Below are 17,685 nucleotides of genomic sequence, written 5' to 3'. Positions count from 1 at the left end.
ACGATGACCCGCATGATCTTCGTGAACCTGCCCGTCGCCGACCTGTCCCGCGCCATGGCTTTCTACGAAGCGCTGGGCTTCGTGAACGAACCGCGTTTCACCGATGATACCGCCGCCGCCATGCAATGGTCCGACACCATCGTCGTCATGTTGCTGACGCACGAGAAGTGGCGCGAGTTCACCCGGCGCCCGATCACCAGCGACGGATCCTCGAGCCTGCGCCTGTGCCTCAATCTCGATACGGCGGAGGAGGTGCGCGAGATGAACCGGCTCGCGGGCCTGCACGGCGGTACCGCGGATTGCGATCCGCCGACCGATCATGACTTCATGATGAGCCATGCCTTTGCCGACCCCGACGGTCATATCTGGGAGCCGATGTGGATGGATCCCCTCGCCGCGGAACAGGGCCCGCCCGATCTCGTCGCGGACGGATCGTAGGGCCGGGGGACAGGAGAGCACCGATGCCGATCGATCCTGCCGCCCCGCTGGTCCTCACCGCCTATGCCTGGGTGCCGTCCTTCGTCCACGGACTCGTCCGCGACGTCCGCATCCGCTGGGCCTGCGAGGAGGCCGGCCTCGCCTATGCCGAAGACCTGATCGACGTGCGCGCCAAGCCGGATGGCTATGCCGCGCTGCAACCCTGGCGGCAGGTACCCGCGCTTCGTGACGGCGAGACCCGCTGGTTCGAGACGGGCGCGATCCTGCTGCATCTGGGCGAAAGCCACCCCGCCCTCCTTCCCGCCGGTGGGCAGGCGAGGGCCGATGCGATCTCGTGGCTGCTGGGCGCGCTCAACTCGGTCGAGCCGGGCGCGATGGAACTGGCCAACATCGCCTTCTTCGCTCGCAACGAGGAATGGGCCGCGCTGCGCCGCCCCTCGCTCGAGGAATCGATCTCGGCCCGCCTCGCCCCGGTCGCGCGCAGGCTGGCGGATCGCGACTGGCTGGCGGGCGCCTTCTCGATCGCCGACATCGCGATGGTCCACGTGCTCATGTCTATCCAACGGGCGGGCGAGCGCGCGGGCGACCTCGTCGCGAGCGATCCGGTGCTGGCCGCCTATCTCGCGCGCGGCCAGGCCCGCCCCGCCTGGCAGCGGGCGCTCGCTGACCAGATCGCGACGTTCGAACGCAACAAGCCGAAGGAGAGCTGAGATGTACGTGCAGGGTTTCCTGATCCCCGTGCCTGAAGGCCGCAAAGAGGATTATCGCCGGATGGCCGAGGCGGCCGCCCCCATCTTCCGCGAGTACGGCGCGACCGAGATCGTCGAATGCTGGGAAGCCGACGTCACCGACGGACACACCACCGATTTCCGCCGCGCGGTAAAGGCCGAGGGCGGCGAGAAGATCGTCTTTTCCTGGATCATCTGGCCCGACCGGGAAACCTGCGACGCGGGCCATGCGCGGATCATGGAGGACAAGCGGTTCGAGGAGATGGGCGAGATGCCCTTCGACGGCCGGCGCATGATCTGGGGCGGTTTCGATCCCATCGTGACGATGGGCCGCTGAAACCGCGCGCGTTGTGCTGGCGCCGGGCGGGCGGCGCGTGCTAGCCCATCCATCCGGCAGCCGTGCGATCAGCGACGCGGCGCCGCGGGACAGGAGAAACCATTCGGTGCTCATCGAACTCTACGGCCACCCGTTTTCGTCCTACACCTGGAAGGCGCAGATCGCGTTCCACGCCGCCGACCTGGACTACAAGTTCCACATGCTGGACCCCGGGCACCCCGACAACCTCGCCTTCGTGGCAGCGCATGGCGGCCCGTTCGGCAAGTTTCCGGTGATGGACGACAACGGCACCGTGGTGTTCGAGGCGACCTCGATCATCGAGCACCTGGCCGCCCATCACCAGAAGGCCAGCGGTCTGATCCCGTCGGGCCGCGCGGAAAAGCTGCGCCAGATGGACCGGGTCTTCGACAATTACGTCATGAACGTGATGCAGGTCGTGGTCGACGAACAGCTCCGCAATCCCGAAGGCCCCGACACCGCGCGGCAGGAGGAGGCAAGGGCGAAGCTGCGCCGGGCCTACGCCTGGCTCGAACCGCGCGCCGACCTGTTGTGCCGGGGGCCGCTGACGCTGGTCGAATGCGCCGCCGCGCCCTCGCTCTTCTATGCCGACTGGGTGGAGCAGATCGGCGACGACTGCCCCGATCTCAAGGCCCTGCGCGCCCGCCTGCTCGCCCTGCCCGAAGTGGTGCGCTGCGTCGATGCGGCCTACCCCTATCGCCACCTGTTCCCGCTGGGCGACCCCCATCGCGATTGACGGAGCCTTTCATGCACGAACTGAAACTGACCCGCTTCATCGACGCGCCGCCCGAAATCTGCTGGCCGGTCCTCGCCGACCGGCAGGAGGAGTGGTGGTGCCCCGCCCCCTGGCGCATCGAGATGCTGGCGCAGGAACGCCGCCCGGGCGGGCGCAGCGCGATGGTCATGCTCGGCCCCGATGGCGAGAATATGCCGCAGGAGGGCCTCTTCCTGGCGTGGGACGAGGGGCGCGGTTTCGTCGTCACCGACGCGATCCGGCTCGCCGACGCGGGCTACGAGCCCATGGATCCGTTCATGATCGGATCGTGGCGGATCGAGCCCGAAGGCGACGGCACCCGCTACACCGCCAGCGCCCGCCACTGGACCGAGGAGGCCATGCAGCAGCACGCCGAAATGGGGTTCGAGCCGGGTTGGGGCGCGGTCGCCGACCAGTTCGTCGCCCTGTGCGAGGAAGCCGCCCGAAGAGGCCGCTGACATGGCGGGGCCGCACGGCCACCAAGGCGGCTGCCCGTGCGGCGCGGTCCGCTACCGGCTGGAGGACGTGCCCTTTGCCGTGCACTGCTGCCATTGCCGCAGTTGCCAGCGCGAAACGGGCAGCGCCTTTGCCCTGAACGGCCTGATCGAGGCGGACCGGGTCACCATGCTTGCCGGCGCACCCGTCCGCGTCGAGACTCCGTCGGAAAGCGGCAAGGGCCAGTCGATCGCGCGCTGCCCGGATTGCCAGGTCGCGTTGTGGAGCCATTACGGCGGCATGGGCGAGAAGGCGAGGTTCGTGCGCATCGGCACGCTGGACGACCCCGACGCCTTTGCGCCCGACATCCACATCTTCACGCGCAGTCGCCAGCCTTGGGTGCAGACGGACGATGCCCCGGCCCGCGACGCGTTCTACGGCCGGAAGGACTACAACACGCTGTTCGGGCCGGAACGCGCCGCGCGCTATCTCGCCTTGCGCGGGCTCTAGCCGGTAAAGCGGGTCGTCTTGCGCAAGTGCTGATAGGCGTCGACGACACGCTGCAACTGCGCCTCGTGCGTGCGGTCCCCGCCGTTGCGGTCCGGATGAAAGCGGCGGACGAGTTCGGAATAGCGGCGGCGCAGCGCCGGTCGATCCGCGTCGTAGCCGAGGCCCAGTTCGTCCAGCGCGCGCCGATCCTGCGCGTTGAGGCCGCGCTGCCGCGCTTCGGCATCCTGCTTCCACTGCCGCTCGCGGTCGCCGCGAATGCCGCGCGCGCGCGCCGAAATGGCGTCGAGCGGATCCTCGTGATCGGCCCAGCGCGGCCCGTCGTTGCCGAGGCCCGAATAGACCCGCGCCTGGTTCTTCCAGCCGAACACCGGCGATTGCGCGTCGAGGATCTCGTCCGCGCTCATCCCTTCGAAGAAATCGTAGCCCGCGTTGAACGCGCGGACGTGGTCGAGGCAGAACCAGCGCCAGTCGCCCGGCCCGTCGAAACCGGGCCCGTGCGATCCGGGCGCCCGGAATTCGCCCGCCTCCGCGCATCCCGGCGCCTCGCACTCGCGCCCCGTATTCTCGATTCGTCCGTGAAACCTGTCGTGCCGCATCGAACGACAGATGTGCCTTGCGCGTTGCAATTGGAACCCCCGCCGCCATATCGGGCCGCATGAACAGCACGCCCGGACCTGCCGAAACCGAAATCCGCCAGCGCTTGGAGGCAGCGTTCCGCCCCTCCTGGCTCGAAGTCAGCAACGACAGCGCCAGCCATCGCGGCCACGCGGGCGACGACGGCACCGGCGAATCGCACTTCACCGTGACGATCGTGGCCGACGCTTTCGCCGGCGTCTCGCGGCTGGAACGGCAGCGCATGGTGAACCGCGCGCTGGGCGATCTTCCGGGCCAGCGCGTCCACGCCCTCGCCATCAGGGCGCGCGCGCCGGGCGAGTGAGGCTTCGCGGCGGCGACTTGCGCCGGAAACACGCGCGGTCCATCGTGGCGCGATGACCGACGCGACCTCTCCCTTCGCCCAGACCGTCACCCCCGTCGCCCACGACCTCGGCAATTTCGAGGTGCGGCGCGCCGTGCCGTCGGCCCGGTGCCGCATGGTCGGCCCGTTCGTCTTCGTCGACGAATTCGGCCCCGCCCGCCTCGATCCGGGGCACGGCATGGACGTGCGGCCCCATCCGCACATCGGCCTCGCCACCGTGACCTACCTGTTCGACGGCGCGATCGACCATCGCGATTCGCTCGGCAACCACGCGACGATCCGGCCCGGCGCGGTCAACCTGATGACCGCCGGGCGCGGCATCGTCCATTCCGAACGCACCCCGCCCGCCGAACGGGTCACCGGGCTCGACCTTTTCGGCATGCAGACCTGGCTCGCCCTGCCCGAACGGCTGGAAGAGACCGACCCCGCCTTCGAAAGCGTCGGGGCCGGCGACCTTCCGGTGATCGAGGACGGGGGCACGCGGGCGCGGGTCATCATGGGCAGCCTGTGGGGCCGTTCCGCGCCGACGACCTGCCATGCCGAAACGATCTACGCCGACATCGCGCTGGGCGCCGGGGGCCACATCCCGCTCGACGCCGATGCGGAGGAGCGCGCGGTCATGCTGGTGGCGGGCGAAGCCAGCGCCGACGGCGAACCGCTCGCACTCTACGCGCTCCACGTCCTGCAACCGGGCCGCGCGATGACGCTGGCGAGCGGGAGCGGCGCGCGGGTCATGCTGCTGGGCGGCGAGAGCATGGGGCCGCGCCGGGTCTGGTGGAACTTCGTGTCGAGCCGGATGGAGCGGATCGAACAGGCCAAGGAAGACTGGCAGGCGGGCCGTTTCCCGCTGGTCCCGGGCGACGAGAAGGAATTCATTCCCATTCCCGAAAAGCCCCAGACGGTCAGTTACCCCTAGCCTTGGCGGGGCTCGCGGCCTATCTGCGCGCCTGTCATGACCGCCACGCTCACTTTCGCCGTGCCCAAGGGGCGCATCCTCGATGAGGCGCTGCCCCTGATGGCGCGCGCCGGGATCGTTCCGGAAGCCGGTTTCCACGACAAGAAGAACCGCGCGCTCTCCTTCGCGTGCGAGGATCCGTCGATGCGCATCATCCGCGTCCGCGCCTTCGATGTGGCAACTTTCGTGGCGCACGGCGCGGCGCAGGCGGGCATCGTCGGCTCCGACGTGATCGAGGAGTTCGACTATCCCGATCTCTACGCCCCGGTCGATCTCGACATCGGCCACTGCCGCCTCTCGATCGCCGAGCCGAAGGACGGTGCCGACGGCGACGTCGAAAGCGCCAGCCACCTGCGCGTCGCGACCAAGTATCCCAACCTCACCCGCCGCTGGTTCGAGGCGAAGGGCATCCAGGCCGAGTGCGTCAAGCTGAACGGCGCGATGGAACTGGCCCCCTCGCTGGGCCTTGCGGGGCGGATCGTCGATCTCGTCTCGACCGGCACGACCTTGCGCGAAAACGGCCTTGTCGAAACCGCGGAACTGCTGCCGGTCTCGGCCCGCCTGATCGTCAACCGCGCCGCGTTGAAGACCGATCCCGAAAGGCTGGGCGCGCTGATCGACAGGTTCCGCGCGCTGGCCGAGCAGAAGGCCGCCTGATGAAGCGGCTGGTCTCATCCGACCCCGGCTTTGCCAGGGCCTTTGCCAGGCTGGTGGCCGACCGGCGCGAGACCGACGACGATGTCGGCCGCGACGTGCGCGTCATCCTCGACCGCGTGCGCGTGGCGGGCGACGAGGCGCTGGTCGACTACACCCGGCGGTTCGACCACTGGGAACTCGCGGGCGACGACGATTGGCGCATCCCGCGCGAGGCTTGCGAGGCGGCCTACCACGCGCTCGATGCGACCTTGCGCGATGCGCTGGAAACGGCTGCCGATCGCGTGCGCGCCTATCACGCGGCGCAGTTGCCCGAACGGCGCGACTACCGCGACGAGGCTGGCGTGCGGCTGGGGGCGATCTGGCGGCCGGTCGACGCGGCGGGTCTTTACGTGCCCGGCGGGCGCGCGGCCTACCCCTCGTCGCTGCTGATGAACGCCATTCCGGCCAAGGTCGCGGGCGTCGGGCGCCTCGCGGTCGTCACGCCGACACCGCGCGGGGTGATGAACCCGCTGGTCCTTGCCGCCGCGCACATCGCGGGCGTGGACGAGATCTGGCGCATCGGAGGGGCGCAGGCGGTGGCCGCGCTCGCCTACGGGACCGACCGCATCGCGCCGGTCGACGTCATCACCGGCCCCGGCAACGCCTGGGTGGCAGAGGCGAAGCGCCAGCTCTACGGCACCGTCGGCATCGACATGGTCGCGGGGCCGAGCGAGATCCTCGTCATCGCCGACGGTGAGAACGACCCCGGCTTCATCGCCGCCGATCTCCTGTCGCAGGCCGAGCACGACCCCGTCGCGCAGTCGATCCTGATCACCGACGATGCCGAGTTCGCCGACCGCGTCGCCGACCGGGTGGGTGTCGAGCTTTCCATGCTGTCGACCCGCAAGGTCGCCGAACAGTCGTGGAAGGACCACGGCGTGATCATCGAGGTCGCGTCGCTCGACGAAGCGCCCGCGCTTGCCAACGCGCTCGCCGCCGAACACGTCGAACTCGCGGTCGCGAACCCCGAACCGCTGCTCGAATCGATCCGTCACGCCGGGTCGGTCTTCATCGGCCGTCATTCGCCCGAAGCGATCGGGGACTATGTCGCCGGCCCCAACCACGTTCTGCCCACCGGTCGCCGCGCGCGGTTCGCCAGCGGGCTTTCGGTGCTGGACTTCATGAAACGCACCAGCTTCATCGAACTGGACGGGGCCGCGCTCGCCAATATCGGCCCCGCCGCCGTCGCGCTGGCCCAGGCGGAGGGGCTGCCCGCCCACGCCCGCTCGGTCGCGATCCGGCTCGACCGCCGCAAGGGAGACTGACCGTGCCGATCACGCTCTACGACGCCATCGTGCCCACCAAGCTGCAGATCCTGCGCTCGATCCGCACCCTTCTCGACAAGGCGGAGGCGCATTGCACCGAGCATGGGTGGAACCCTGAACAGGTCATCGGGGCCAGGCTGGCCCCCGACATGTTCGATTTCGCCTACCAGGTGAAGTCCTGCCACACCCATTCGCTGATGGCGATCGAGAAGGCGCAGGAGGGCGAATTCAGCCCCAACCTCGACGAGGCGCCGCGCAGTTTCGAGGGTTTGCGCGCGCTGGTCGATCAGGCCATCGCCGGGCTGGAGACGCTGACCCCCGATGCGGTCAACGCGATCGAGGGACAGCCTGCCGACTTCCGTTTCAAGAGCTTCCACATGCCGTTCACGGCGGAAAACTTCCTGCTTTCCTTCTCCCAGCCCAACTTCCATTTCCACGCCTCCATGACGTACGCGATCCTGCGCATGCTGGGCGTGAAGATCGGCAAGATGGACTATCTTGGCGGACTGCGCCTCAGGGACCTTGCATGACTGCCCGATCCAAATCCCGCTCCGCCGCGCGCCTCGCCGCCGTGCAGGCGCTCTACCAGATGGACATGGAGCGCACGCCGCTCGCCCGCCTGCTCGACGAGTTTCACCAGCACCGGCTGGGCCGCGAGATCGAGGAGGCGCAGTATGCCGACGCCGAGGTCGATTTCTTCGACGACATCGTCAAGGGCGTCGACGCCCGGCGCGATGAGATCGACGCGCTAGTTTCGGGCAAGCTGGCCGAAGGCTGGACGCTGAAGCGGCTGGACCGCACGATGGTCCAGATCCTGCGCGCCGGCACCTACGAACTGGTCGCCCGCGCCGATGTGCCGACCGCCGCCGCGATCAGCGAATATGTCGATGTCGCCCACGCCTTCTTCGAAGCGCGCGAGGCGAAGTTCGTGAACGGCCTGCTCGACGCGGTCGCCCGGGACGTGCGGGCCGGAAAGGCCGGTGCCGGAGAGGGCCTGGCCTGATCATGGCCGACGCGGGCAAAGGCGGCGAAGACAGCTTCATCGCCGCCCTGCGCGCCATCGCCACCGCGCCCGGTGCGCGCGGCCTTGCCGACGATGCCGCCGAACTGACGCTGGGCGGCGCCACGCTTGTCCTGACGCACGACATGATGGTCGAGGGCGTTCACTGGCTGCCGGGGCAAAACCTCGCCGACGTGGCCTGGAAGCTGGTCGCGGTAAATCTCTCGGACCTGGCCGCCAAGGGCGCGCGGCCGCTGGCGCTGCTGCTCGGCTACACGCTGGGCGATGCGGCGGACGACGCGCGGTTCGCGGCGGGGCTGGACGAAGCGGTCCGCGCCTTTGCCGTGCCGCTGCTGGGCGGCGACACCGTCTCCGCGCCCGTGGGATCGGCCCGCGCCATCGGCCTCACCGCCATCGGCGAGGCGACCCGCGTGCCCTCTCCCGCCCGCGGCGATGCCGTGCCGGGGCAGGCGCTTTGGGTCACCGGCCCGCTCGGCGCCGCGCTGGCCGGGTTCGAGGCGCTGGAGGCGAGCGATGGCGGCCCGGCCTCGCTCCCCTATCGCCGCCCCGTCCCGCTGCTTGCCGCCGGACAGGCGCTCGCCCCCCATGTCGGCGCGATGATGGACGTGTCGGACGGCCTCCTCCTCGACACCCTGCGCATGGCAGAGGCCAGCGGCACGACCATCGCCATCGACAGCGCGTCGGTCCCCGTCCACCCCGCCCTCGCCCACCGCGCGGCAGAGGCGATGACCTGGGGCGACGACTACCAGCTTCTCTTCACCCTTCCCGCCGACATGCCAGCCCCGGTCGCGGCGCATCGGATCGGCAAGGTGTTGGCGCGCGGCGAGGCGCCCTTGCTGATCGACGGATCGCCGCCGCCCTCGCACCTGCACCTCGGCTATCGCCACGCGGCGTCGTGAACAGGCTAATGCCTTAGCGCGCTTGCGCCCGACTCGTTTCCGTGTAGCTTCCGGCCCCGACACCCGAAGAACGGGTGCGACCCAGAAATAATACTGGAGGGGATTGCGAAGTGAACTTGGTCACGATCGCCATTGTCCTGGGGCTGCTGGCCGTATTGTACGGTTTCATCACCAGCCGTCAGGTCCTTGGTGCTGCCGCGGGCAGCGAACGCATGCAGGAAATTGCCGCCGCCATCCAGGAGGGGGCACAGGCCTACCTGAAGCGGCAATATACCACCATCGCCATCGTCGGCGTCATCGTCGCGGTGCTCGTCGCCGTGTTCCTCGGCCCGATCAGCGCGATCGGCTTCGTCATCGGCGCGATCCTCTCGGGCGTGGCGGGCTTCATCGGCATGAACATCTCGGTCCGCTCCAACGTGCGCACCGCCGCCGCGGCGCAGAGCGGGCTGCAACAGGGGCTGACGCTGGCGTTTCGCGCCGGTGCCATCACCGGCATGCTCGTCGCGGGCCTCGCCCTGCTCGCCATCGCGGTCTTCTACTACTACCTCACCGAAATCGCCGGGTTCACCGTCGGCGGTGAGAATCGCACCGTCGTCGACGCGCTCGTCGCGCTGGCCTTCGGCGCGTCGCTGATCTCGATCTTCGCGCGGCTTGGCGGCGGCATCTTCACCAAGGCCGCCGACGTCGGCGCCGACCTCGTCGGCAAGGTCGAGGCCGGCATCCCCGAGGACGATCCGCGCAACCCCGCGGTCATCGCCGACAACGTGGGCGACAACGTCGGCGACTGCGCCGGCATGGCCGCCGACCTGTTCGAAACCTACGTCGTCACCGTCGGCGCCACGATGGTGCTGACCGCGCTGCTGCTGGCCGGCGTGCCGCAGCTCGAAGGGCTTATGGCGCTGCCGCTGCTGATCGGCGGATCGTGCATCGTCACCTCGATCATCGGCACCTACTTCGTCCGCCTGGGCGGCGGCACGAACATCATGGGCGCGATGTACAAGGGCTTCCTGGTCACCGCGATCCTGTCGATCCCGGCGATCTGGTTCGTGACGCAACTGGCGCTAGGCGACATGAACGCCATGATCGGCGGCAGCGAAACCGTGGTGAGCAGTATTGTCAGTCTCGATACTGGCGAAGAGATTGCCTCGACGACCGAGATGGCCGGCGGCTTCACCGGCATGGACCTGTTCTGGTGCTCGATGCTGGGCCTGGCCATCACCGGCCTGATCATCTGGATCACCGAATACTACACCGGCACCAACTTCCGCCCGGTGAAGTCCATCGCCAAGGCATCGGAAACCGGCCACGGCACCAACGTCATCCAGGGGCTCGCCATCAGCCTGGAGGCGACGGCCCTGCCGACGCTGGTCATCGTGGCGGGGATCATCATCGCCTACCAGCTCGCGGGCCTGATCGGCATCGCCTACGGCGCGACCGCGATGCTGGCGCTGGCCGGCATGGTCGTGGCGCTCGACGCCTACGGCCCGGTCACCGACAACGCGGGCGGCATCGCCGAAATGGCGGGGCTGGACGATTCGGTCCGTGAAAAGACCGACGCGCTCGACGCCGTGGGCAACACGACGAAGGCGGTGACCAAGGGCTACGCGATCGGATCGGCCGGCCTTGCCGCGCTCGTCCTGTTCGCCGCCTACACCACCGACCTTGCCCACTTCTTCCCGAACCTCGACGTCGATTTCAGTCTCGAGAACCCCTACGTCATCGTCGGGCTGCTGCTCGGCGCCTTGCTGCCGTACCTGTTCGGCGCGATGGGCATGACCGCGGTGGGCCGCGCGGCGGGCGACGTGGTGAAGGACGTGCGCGACCAGTTCCGCGACAATCCCGGCATCATGGCCGGCACGTCGAAGCCGGACTACGCCCGCACGGTCGACCTCGTCACGAAGGCCGCGATCAAGGAGATGATCGTGCCCTCGCTGCTGCCGGTGCTGGCGCCGGTGGCGGTGTACTTCGTCATCACCCTTGTCGCAGGCCAGCAGAACGGCTTTGCCGCGCTGGGCGCGTTGCTGCTCGGCGTGATCGTCGGCGGCCTCTTCGTCGCCCTGTCGATGACCAGCGGCGGCGGCGCGTGGGACAATGCGAAAAAGTACATCGAGGACGGCCACCACGGCGGCAAGGGCAGCGAGGCCCACAAGGCCGCGGTGACCGGCGATACCGTCGGCGATCCGTACAAGGACACTGCCGGCCCGGCGGTCAACCCGATGATCAAGATCACGAACATCGTGGCGCTCCTCTTGCTGGCGGCGCTTGCCGCCGGCTGAGGTCACGCCACGTTGAGTGGGGGAAAGTCCCGTCCGGCCCCGTGCCGGGCGGGGCTTTTTTTGCCCGCCGAGGATACCGACACCGCGCCGCGCGATTGACGCGCGCGACTGCGCGTTCCATGCCCCGTCGCATGACCACCCGACGTTCCCTGCTGGTCGGCACCGATGCCGAACGCACCGCGATCCTGGCCGACCTGCTTACCGTGAAGGAGGTGGCGCACGACATCTTCGTCGCCCCGCGCATGCCAGACGGCGTCGGCCGCATCTTCGGCGGGCAGGTCGTGGCCCAGGCGCTGGCGGCCGCGCAGCAGACGGTGGATCCGGGCCGCAAGGCGCATTCGCTCCACGCCTATTTCCTGCGCGGCGGGAACGAGGAGTACCCCATCGAACTGAGAGTCGAGCGCGACTTCGACGGCGGCAGCTTTTCCAACCGCCGCGTCATCGCCAGCCAGAACGGCACGCCGATCCTCAACCTGACCGCCTCGTTCCAGCGCAAGTCCGCCGCGCCGCACTGGCCGGTCGCCATGCCCGACATTCCGGGTCCGGACGGGCTGGTCGACGAACTCGACGCGCCCTCTCGCCGGCATCCGGTCGATTACACCGGCCCCGTCCCGGCGCTGGTCCAGCATCGCGCGTTCGACCTGCGCGCGCCGGCCGAACAGTGGGACATGAGCACCGCGCCTGACCAGCCGACGTTCTTCTGGCTGCGCGTCCGGTCGCCGCTGGGCGACAACCCGGACCTGCACCGGCTCGCCCTGTCCTATATGAGCGATTACGGCCTGCTCACCACCGCCCTGCTGCGCCGCACGATGCGGATCGTGTTCAAGGAAGCGCGGATCGCCAGCCTGGACCATGCGCTGTGGTTCCATGACGAGGCGCCGGTCGACGACTGGATCGTCTTCGTCACCGATTCGCCGTGGCTGGGCCATGGCCGCGCCCTGACGAGGGGCCAGTTCTTCACTCGCGACGGGCGCCTCATCGCGTCCGCTGCGCAGGAAGGCATGATCCGCCTGCCCGAAGGAAGCTACACGCCGCCGGCCTGACGGGTTCTTCCCACAAAGACGAAGGGCGGTGCCGACCTCTGGTCCGCACCGCCCCTTTCTCCGCCCCGTCCCGTGGCGGCTGTCTCGATCTCAGTCGGCCTTGGCGATACGCACCTTGCCGTCGGCCCTGGCTGCGCTGGCGATCGGCAGGCAGCCGCCGCCGTTGGCCTTGACCGCCTGGCACATCGCCTTGGCCCCGGCGGCGTCGAAGCTGCCGGCGGCGACGCGCCAGTAATCCTTGCCGTCGACCTTGGCCTGGGTGATGACCGGCTGCTGCCCCTTCAGATTGGCGTAGCGCGACTGCAGCACCTTCCATCCGGCGCGGGCGTCGGCCATCGAACCGTACGAGCCGAGCTGCGCGATATGCGTGCCGCTGGCCGACGGAGCGGGCAAGGCAGGCTTCGCAGCCGCGAGCTTCGCCAGAGCGGGCTTGGCGGCGACCTTCGCGGCCGGAGCCTTGGCGACCGGCGCCTTGGTGGTGGTCAGCGCAGCCGGGGTGACGGTTGCAGGAACCGGCGCGGCGGGCGCCTGCTGGACCACGGCATTGCGCACCATCGCGGGCCCGCTGGCGGTCGATGCCGGCACGGCGGCCAGCTTGATCTCGGACTTGGCCGGATTGGCCTGGACCGGAGCGGCAACCGGGGCAGAAGCCGCAACCGGCGGCAGTTCGGCCCGGGCAACCACGACCGGGGCCACGACCGGCTTTGCCGCCGGGGTGGCGACGGGCTGGGCCGCAGGAGAGGCGACAGGCGCGGCTTTCACCGCCGGAGGAGCGGCCTGAGCTGTTTTCACCGCCGGGACTGCGGCCTGGGCTGGTTTCGCAGCCGGGGCGGCGGCCAGGCGCGGCGCGGGGGTCACGATCTTCGATGCGGGCGCGGCGGGCTTCGCCACCGGCGCGGCGGCCGGGAAGTTTGCCAGCGCCAGCTGGGTCGGCATGCCCGAATCGGCCTGGAGCGTCGCGCCGACCAGTGCGGCGACGCGGGCCGCGGCCTGTTCGGGCCGGGCGTTCATCGCCCACTCGGTCATGCGGCGATCGAGCACGTCGGCGGGCACGTCCTGCGACGCCATCATCCGCGCCTCGCGCCAGCGGCCATCGAGGGCATAGGCATAGGCGAGGTTCTGGCGGGTCTTCGGATTGTCGTTGCCCGCGCGGATGTCGGCGGAAATGATCTCCACCCCGCGCGATGTCTCCCCGGCGAGCGCAAAGGCCAGGCCGCGATCGGCGGCGGGGATCAGGTTGCCCTGCTGCGCCAGCAGCATCGAGGCATGGCGCGGCGAACCCGCGCCGATCTCGGCGAGGGCCAGCATCAGCGCGATGCGCGGGCTGTCCTCGCCAAGCTGCATGGCATCGGAAAGGGCCGCCCGCGCCGAAGCGAGGCGTCCGGCGCGAAGATAGGCCTGGCCGAGGGCGGCGCGAAGCGCACCGTCGCGCGGCGCATCCGCGACCGACTTTTCCGCCAGCCGCACCGCACGGTCGGCGTCATCGTCCTGTCGCGCCGCTGCGCCCTTGCCCGAACGTTCGCCGTCACCGGCGAGGGCGGGCTGGGCGGCCATCGCGCCGGTCAGCATCGCGGCGGCACAGACTGCGCGCAGCGCGGTCTTGCCCATGATGTCGAAGCGGATCCTGCTCATGTCCCTCAAGGTCCTTGTCTGGATGTGCGTGGTGGTCAGTTCCACGTCGTCGACGCGGGAGCGGTAACAGATTTCGACGCCTGCGCGCCAAGGTAATCCTCGATCGCGCGCTCGGCCAAGGCTTCGTCGCTCAGGCCCTGTCGCATCGCGGCAACACGCAGCCGTTCGCGCAGGCCATGGTCGAGATGCAGCACCGTGACCGGGCCGCGGCCCGTCAGCAGCGCGGCGAACCGGGCGAAAGCGGCGCGGATGTGGCCGAACAGTCCGACCGGCACTTCCTCGGCCGTTCCGAGTTCGAGGACGTCGTCCACCACCGGTTCGTCGCGGTCGAAGGACGTTGCCGGCAGGGCCGCTTCCTGCAACCGCTGCTGCATCGCGCCCACCGGGTTGGCCGGTGCCGAAGGCTGCCAGGCCGGGGCGGCGGCGGCGTTCCAGTCCGAAGCATCGTCGTCGTAGCTGTCCGCCTCGTCCCAGTCGGCACCGGCGGGGTTGGCATCGACATAAAGCGAATCGGGCGAGTTGGTCATCGCCGTCAGGCCGATGGCGCTGCGCACGCCGTAGTTGGGCTGCGCGCCTTCGCCCATGTCGTTCCAGCCGCAGTCGTCTTCCGCGCCGGTGAGCCAGCCGGAAAGCGCGCCGCCCCCCGGTGCGCCCATGGCCGAATTGCCGAAACCGGTCTGCTGGATCTGGGCCTGCCGCCGCATCGCGGGGCGGGCGCTGCCCTTCTTGGCGAGCAGTCCGCCTGCCGGAGAGCCCATCGGGATCGTGCCGCTGGTCATCATCGGGGCGTCCATTTACTGGCCGGCGACGCGGCGGCCGAAGCCCCCGGCCGGACGGCTGGCTGGGCCGCCGATGCCCGGCTGCTTGCCGGCAAAGACGTTGCGACGGAATTGCTTTTCGAGCTTTTCGTTGAGGTAGGCCCAGAGCTGCTCCATCTCCTGCGCGGAGCGGCCGTATGGATCGATCTCCATCACCGTGCGGCCATCGATCATCGAGGCGGCGAAATCGGTGCGGTGGTGCAGCACGACGGGCGCGACATTGCCGTACTGGGCCAGCGCGGCGGCGGCTTCCGACGTGATGCGCGCCTTGGACAGCGCGGAATTGACGACGAAGACCAGCGGCTTGCTGGCCCGGGCGCAGATGTCGACGGTGGCGCCCACGGCGCGCAGGTCGTGCGGGCTGGGCCGGGTCGGCACGACGACGAGATCGGCGACGCTGATCACCGATTGTATCGCCATGGTGATCGCCGGCGGGGTGTCGATGACGGCAAGGCGGAAACCCTGCTCGCGCAGCGTCACGAGATCCTGTGCCAGGCGGGCGACCGCGGTCTGGGCGAAGGCGGGAAACTCGTCCTCGCGCTCGTTCCACCAGTCGGCGAGCGAGCCCTGCGGGTCGATATCGATGAGGACGACGGGACCGGCGCCCGCGCGCTGTGCCTGAACGGCGAGATGGCCGGACAGAGTCGTCTTGCCCGAACCGCCCTTCTGTGATGCCAATGCGAGTACGCGCACCGATGATCCCCTTGAGTGACACTCTTGTGTGGATGCCACTCTTGCGGCGTAAGACTAATTTTGCGTTAAGGCAGGCGCGAAACGACCCAAAAAAGGCGCCTTGCGGCCATGATGACAACGGCTGATCCGGCGCAAGCGGTTGCGCGGCCGACAAGAATTCCGGTGATCGATCTTGCCCGCGGGATTGCCGTGCTCGGCATCCTGGCAATCAATGTGGCGACGATGGCCGGCCCCGGCCTCGCCGCCGCGACGCCGGACTGGCACGGCCGCGCCGCGCCGCACGACTGGGCGAGCTTCGCGTTCGCCTGGCTGGTCTTCGAAGGCAAGATGCGGACGATGTTCGCGACGCTGTTCGGGGTCAGCCTCGCGCTGTTCCTCGATCGCGGCGATCCGGGGCGGCGCTTGCTGCAGCAGGTCAGGCGGCTGCTCTGGCTGGCCGTGTTCGGCTATCTCCACTTCCTGCTGCTGTGGTGGGGCGACATCCTGTTCGTCTACGCGCTCGGCGGGATGATCGCGCTGCTGTTCCGCGAGATGCCGCCGTGGCGGCTGATCGGACTGGGTCTGGCAATCTACATGGTGGTCGCGGCGGGGCTGATGATCGAGGTGGTGCCGGCACTGCGCGACGCCCACGCCGTCGCGGCCGGCACGGGCACGCCCGATCAGATCGCGTCGGTCGCCGCCTATGCCGAGGCGGTCCGCGCCCACGCCGCGCAACAGTTCGGCGAATACGGGATGGGCTTTGCCGAGGCGATCGGCTGGCGGCTGACCCATCACCCGGCCTTTCCGCTGTCCATGGCCTCCCAGGCGCTGATGGAGGTCTGGCCGCTGATGCTGTGCGGCATGGGGCTGGCGCGCACCGGCTTCTTCGACGGCGCCTGGCCCCGTCGGCGACTGGCGCTGATCGCGGTGGCGGGTCTGGTCTTGGGACTGGCCTGGGGCGGAGCGGTGCTGGGCTATGCCGCCTCGCAGGGCTTTGCCCCGGCGACGGTCGCATTGCTGCCCTTCCGTTTCGGCATGCCCGGCCATATCGCGCAGGCGGCGGGCTACTTCGCGCTGATCGCCCTGTTCGGCGAGGCAATCCTTGGCACCGGCGTCGGACGGCGGCTGGCCGCAGTCGGGCGAATGGCGCTCAGCAACTACCTCGGCTCGACCTTGGTGATGACCTTCATCCTCCACGCATGGGGCCTCGGCCTCGCGTCAGGATACCCCGGACACGCGGCGTTGGTGGGGCTGATGCTGCTCGGCTGGGGCCTGATGCTGGCATGGTCCGCGCCGTGGCTGGCGCGGTTCGGGGCCGGTCCGCTGGAGTGGTCGTGGCGAAGGCTTGCCGGGACCGATCGGTCCTCTTGATTTTGCAATCAATTCGCATTAACAGATTCGGCAGGGGCATCGAAAGGGTCGCCGCCACCATGTATCTGTGCATTTGCAATGCCATTCGCGAAAAGGATTTCCGCGCCGTCGCGCCGCTGTGCCGCGGCAGTGCCGAGGACATCTATCGCCAGCTCGGCCACGAACCGCAGTGCCGCCAATGTCTCGACGACGCCGACGACATCCTCGGCGACGTCCGCTGCTGCGCGGCCTGAACCCGGCGCCTCAGCCCTGATTCCACGGCACCGCGCTTTTCGCTTGCACCGCCGCGCCCGGCTTTCCATCCTTCCTCCTCCCGCCGATCGGCTCGCAGGATCGAAAAAGGAAAAGCAGATGAAGGGTGACGCCAAGGTCATCGAGTTCCTGAACAAGGCGCTGACCAACGAACTGACCGCGGTGAACCAGTACTGGCTGCACTACCGCATGCTCGACAACTGGGGCATCGCGCGCCTTGCCGATTTCGAGCGGCACGAATCGATCGACGAGATGAAGCACGCCGACAAGCTGGCGGACCGCATCCTGTTCCTCGACGGATTGCCCAATTTCCAGCATATCGGCCGCCTGAAGATCGGCGAGAACGTCGAAGAGATCCTCAAGGCCGACCTCGCGCTCGAGGAAGAGGCGATTCCCCTGCTGCGCGACGCCATCGCCCATTGCGAGACAGTGCGCGACTATGTCAGCCGCGACCTCTTCACCGAGATCCTCGACAACGAGGAGGAGCATGTTGACCACCTCGAGAAGCAATTCGACATGATCGCGCGGATGGGGCTGGAAAACTACGTCCAGCTCCATTCGAAGCCCGTCGGCGAGGATTGACCCCGGC

At 69.0% G+C, this 17,685-nt stretch carries 22 protein-coding genes; 18 read left to right on the top strand and 4 right to left on the bottom strand.

The window, feature by feature from the left end:
• The first annotated feature begins 3 nt into the window (after positions 1–3).
• The 6 genes from J2X37_RS09595 to J2X37_RS09570 all read left to right on the top strand — a co-directional run bounded on the left by J2X37_RS09595 (position 4) and on the right by J2X37_RS09570 (position 3,220).
• Positions 4–438 (top strand): lactoylglutathione lyase, encoded by a 435-nt coding sequence (locus J2X37_RS09595; protein WP_310020489.1) that lies wholly within the window; start codon positions 4–6, stop codon positions 436–438.
• Positions 439–461: 23 nt separating this feature from the next.
• Positions 462–1,148, top strand: coding sequence for a glutathione S-transferase family protein (locus J2X37_RS09590; RefSeq protein WP_310020487.1), 687 nt, complete (start codon positions 462–464; stop codon positions 1,146–1,148).
• Between the two features lies 1 nt (position 1,149).
• A complete protein-coding gene (locus J2X37_RS09585) occupies positions 1,150–1,503 on the top strand; it encodes a DUF1428 domain-containing protein (RefSeq protein ID WP_310020485.1) in 354 nt (117 codons plus the stop codon).
• A gap of 106 nt (positions 1,504–1,609) precedes the next feature.
• Positions 1,610–2,257: a glutathione S-transferase family protein gene (locus tag J2X37_RS09580; protein ID WP_310020483.1), complete on the top strand. Its 648-nt coding sequence runs from the start codon at positions 1,610–1,612 to the stop codon at positions 2,255–2,257.
• A gap of 11 nt (positions 2,258–2,268) precedes the next feature.
• Entirely contained in the window at positions 2,269–2,733 is a 465-nt protein-coding gene (locus J2X37_RS09575; RefSeq protein ID WP_310020480.1) for an SRPBCC domain-containing protein, read from the top strand.
• Between the two features lies 1 nt (position 2,734).
• A complete protein-coding gene (locus J2X37_RS09570) occupies positions 2,735–3,220 on the top strand; it encodes a GFA family protein (RefSeq protein WP_310020478.1) in 486 nt (161 codons plus the stop codon).
• Here J2X37_RS09570 and J2X37_RS09565 read toward each other — a convergent pair.
• Positions 3,217–3,816 carry a J domain-containing protein gene (locus J2X37_RS09565; RefSeq protein WP_310020476.1) on the bottom strand — a complete coding sequence of 200 codons (600 nt, stop codon included), beginning with the start codon at positions 3,814–3,816 and terminating at the stop codon, positions 3,217–3,219. The two genes, J2X37_RS09570 and J2X37_RS09565, sit on opposite strands and share 4 nt — an antisense overlap.
• A gap of 59 nt (positions 3,817–3,875) precedes the next feature.
• On the opposite strand from J2X37_RS09565, the gene J2X37_RS09560 reads away from it, so the two are divergent.
• The 9 genes from J2X37_RS09560 to J2X37_RS09520 all read left to right on the top strand — a co-directional run bounded on the left by J2X37_RS09560 (position 3,876) and on the right by J2X37_RS09520 (position 12,351).
• A complete protein-coding gene (locus J2X37_RS09560; protein ID WP_310020473.1) occupies positions 3,876–4,157 on the top strand; it encodes a BolA family protein in 282 nt (93 codons plus the stop codon).
• Positions 4,158–4,209: 52 nt separating this feature from the next.
• Complete coding sequence (locus J2X37_RS09555; protein ID WP_310020471.1) at positions 4,210–5,112, top strand: pirin family protein; 903 nt, start codon at positions 4,210–4,212, stop codon at positions 5,110–5,112.
• Positions 5,113–5,148: 36 nt separating this feature from the next.
• Positions 5,149–5,808, top strand: a complete 660-nt coding sequence (gene hisG / locus J2X37_RS09550; RefSeq protein WP_310020469.1) for an ATP phosphoribosyltransferase — start codon at positions 5,149–5,151, stop codon at positions 5,806–5,808.
• Positions 5,808–7,112 carry a histidinol dehydrogenase gene (gene hisD, locus J2X37_RS09545; protein ID WP_310020467.1) on the top strand — a complete coding sequence of 435 codons (1,305 nt, stop codon included), beginning with the start codon at positions 5,808–5,810 and terminating at the stop codon, positions 7,110–7,112. The genes hisG and hisD overlap by 1 nt, the downstream gene beginning before the upstream one ends.
• Positions 7,113–7,114: 2 nt before the next feature.
• A complete protein-coding gene (locus J2X37_RS09540) occupies positions 7,115–7,642 on the top strand; it encodes a DUF1993 domain-containing protein (protein ID WP_310020465.1) in 528 nt (175 codons plus the stop codon).
• Positions 7,639–8,115, top strand: coding sequence for a transcription antitermination factor NusB (gene nusB, locus J2X37_RS09535; RefSeq protein ID WP_310020464.1), 477 nt, complete (start codon positions 7,639–7,641; stop codon positions 8,113–8,115). Before J2X37_RS09540 ends, nusB begins: the two co-directional genes overlap by 4 nt.
• Before the next feature lie 2 nt (positions 8,116–8,117).
• Entirely contained in the window at positions 8,118–9,032 is a 915-nt protein-coding gene (thiL, locus tag J2X37_RS09530) for a thiamine-phosphate kinase (RefSeq protein ID WP_310020462.1), read from the top strand.
• A 110-nt stretch (positions 9,033–9,142) separates the two neighbouring features.
• The gene (locus J2X37_RS09525) at positions 9,143–11,308 is read left to right on the top strand and encodes a sodium-translocating pyrophosphatase (protein WP_310020460.1); all 2,166 of its coding nucleotides are present in this window, start codon (positions 9,143–9,145) and stop codon (positions 11,306–11,308) included.
• 131 nt (positions 11,309–11,439) lie between these two features.
• On the top strand, positions 11,440–12,351 hold the full coding sequence (locus J2X37_RS09520; RefSeq protein ID WP_310020458.1) for an acyl-CoA thioesterase domain-containing protein: 912 nt from the start codon (positions 11,440–11,442) through the stop codon (positions 12,349–12,351).
• A 90-nt stretch (positions 12,352–12,441) separates the two neighbouring features.
• Here J2X37_RS09520 and J2X37_RS09515 read toward each other — a convergent pair whose 3' ends face one another.
• Genes J2X37_RS09515 through J2X37_RS09505 form a run of 3 tightly spaced genes read right to left on the bottom strand, consistent with a single transcriptional unit; the run spans position 12,442 to position 15,494 of the window.
• Entirely contained in the window at positions 12,442–13,983 is a 1,542-nt protein-coding gene (locus J2X37_RS09515) for a tetratricopeptide repeat protein (RefSeq protein ID WP_310020456.1), read from the bottom strand.
• Between the two features lie 35 nt (positions 13,984–14,018).
• On the bottom strand, positions 14,019–14,777 hold the full coding sequence (locus J2X37_RS09510) for a hypothetical protein (protein WP_310020453.1): 759 nt from the start codon (positions 14,775–14,777) through the stop codon (positions 14,019–14,021).
• On the bottom strand, positions 14,778–15,494 hold the full coding sequence (locus J2X37_RS09505; protein ID WP_310020451.1) for a ParA family protein: 717 nt from the start codon (positions 15,492–15,494) through the stop codon (positions 14,778–14,780).
• A gap of 162 nt (positions 15,495–15,656) precedes the next feature.
• Here J2X37_RS09505 and J2X37_RS09500 point away from each other — a divergent pair, with 162 nt between their 5' ends.
• The 3 genes from J2X37_RS09500 to bfr all read left to right on the top strand — a co-directional run bounded on the left by J2X37_RS09500 (position 15,657) and on the right by bfr (position 17,678).
• Positions 15,657–16,844: a DUF418 domain-containing protein gene (locus J2X37_RS09500; RefSeq protein WP_310020449.1), complete on the top strand. Its 1,188-nt coding sequence runs from the start codon at positions 15,657–15,659 to the stop codon at positions 16,842–16,844.
• Positions 16,845–16,903: 59 nt separating this feature from the next.
• Positions 16,904–17,077, top strand: a complete 174-nt coding sequence (locus tag J2X37_RS09495; RefSeq protein ID WP_310020447.1) for a ferredoxin — start codon at positions 16,904–16,906, stop codon at positions 17,075–17,077.
• Between the two features lie 118 nt (positions 17,078–17,195).
• On the top strand, positions 17,196–17,678 hold the full coding sequence (gene bfr, locus J2X37_RS09490; protein WP_310020445.1) for a bacterioferritin: 483 nt from the start codon (positions 17,196–17,198) through the stop codon (positions 17,676–17,678).
• Positions 17,679–17,685: the final 7 nt, after the last annotated feature.

Source organism: Croceicoccus sp. BE223, from assembly GCF_031457155.1.
GTDB lineage: Bacteria > Pseudomonadota > Alphaproteobacteria > Sphingomonadales > Sphingomonadaceae > Croceicoccus.
Note: the sequence above shows the minus strand (reverse complement) of the source record. Positions and strands in the feature narration are given on the sequence as shown.